This is a genomic window from Streptomyces sp. NPDC033229 (assembly GCF_055576875.1).
The window spans coordinates 1-1,401 of sequence record NZ_JBVIQR010000206.1 but is presented as its reverse complement, the minus strand read 5'-3'; the positions used below and the strand labels follow the sequence as shown (position 1 = coordinate 1,401).

The 1,401-nt window shown below is 67.0% G+C and carries 1 protein-coding gene; it reads right to left on the bottom strand.

Annotated features, from left to right (window positions below; all coding sequences use genetic code 11):
• Positions 1 to 39: 39 nt before the first annotated feature.
• The coding region (locus tag ACZ53N_RS37415) for an IS4 family transposase (RefSeq protein ID WP_469145144.1) at positions 40 to 1,401 on the bottom strand (1,362 nt) is incomplete at its 5' end.

Here is a 1,401-nt window from a genome sequence, read left to right as displayed (position 1 = left end):
ACAATGCCGTTGCTTTTGGCGGTTACTGCCATCTGTGGTTCATGGTGATGGCGACTGCCGGACGCTGTTGGCTGGCCGACTCGTCGGGGGCCTTGCTGCCGAACGATGTGATGCACGATTTGATCTTCCGTGGGCAGTCACGTGACCGTCGTCGTGGCAGGAGAGCGGCCACGATCTCGGCGATGCCGAGTCGGCGGTCACGGTTGCGGGCAGAGGGGGGAAGCCGGACGGCGCAATCACCGAGCGGCGGACAACGTGCAGGGCCCGGGTGAACGAGGTCCGCTCGGCGGGGCTCTGGGCGAGGCGGGCCGCCTCGTCAAGGAGGTCCCGGGTCGCGTGGTGGACGATCAGATGCGCGAAGATTTCCTGCCGCACCCCGTCCGGCGTCTGCGACCGCAGGACCGGTCTGTCGCGCTGATGGGTCTTGAGCTCGTCGAAGACCAACTCAATCTCCCAGCGCCGGGCATACAGTGCGGCGAGTTCGGCGGCCGGGTACTTCTCGTGGTCCAGCAGGCTGGTGATGAGCCGGACGACTTCCGCCTGGCCGTCGATCCGGTACTCGATCACCCGCACCAGGGCGGGCGGGGCTTTCACGGTGCCGGCTGCCTTGCTGTGTTTGTTCGCCTCGATGCGGGCCAGGTAACTCCCGTCCGCCAGGACGTCTTGGACCCTGCGGGCTTTGCGCCGCTCCGTCCTCCAAAGCAAGTGGGCGCCACGGTCGCGGAGGCGGTGCCAGCGGGCGAGACCCCACAGTCCACGGTCAGCCAGGAGCAGTGTTCCCTCGCCGACGTGTCTGTCCAGCTCGTCGGAGACGATCCGCTCGGAGTCCTTCCAGCCGCCGATCACCGCGTCCAGCACCGTATGTGAGGAACACTCCGCCACAGCAACCACCCGGGCCATCGGATAGCCCATCGGGCTGCGCTGCGAGCCGGATTTGCCGAATGTCTCCCGGTTGCCGACCGAATCAGGGACGGCCAGCAGCATCCCGTCCAGAGCAAGGACCCGCAGGCCACGGAACAGGTCCCTACCCTGGCCCAGGGGCCGGGCGACGGCTCGGTGCAAGTCGCGCATGACCGCCCATCCCAGTCGTTGCCTGGCCCTGGTCAGTGACGATTTGTTCACACCAGTCCACGTGCGCAGGCCCGGCGCTCCCGCTTTCAGCAGCCGCAGGACCTCCAGGTAGTCGACCCGTGGGAACAGGCATAACGCAAGGACGAAGTACACCGTGAACCGGGCCGACAGCAGACGGCGCCGCTTCTCCACGCAGCCCGCCTCGCCGACGACCTGGTCCACCAGTTCAGGCGGACACGACCGGGTCAAGACCCCAAGCCCTAACCGCTCCAGACGCGACACCAACACGAATGGCCCAACGCCCGCACCACCCCAAAAGCAACGGCATTG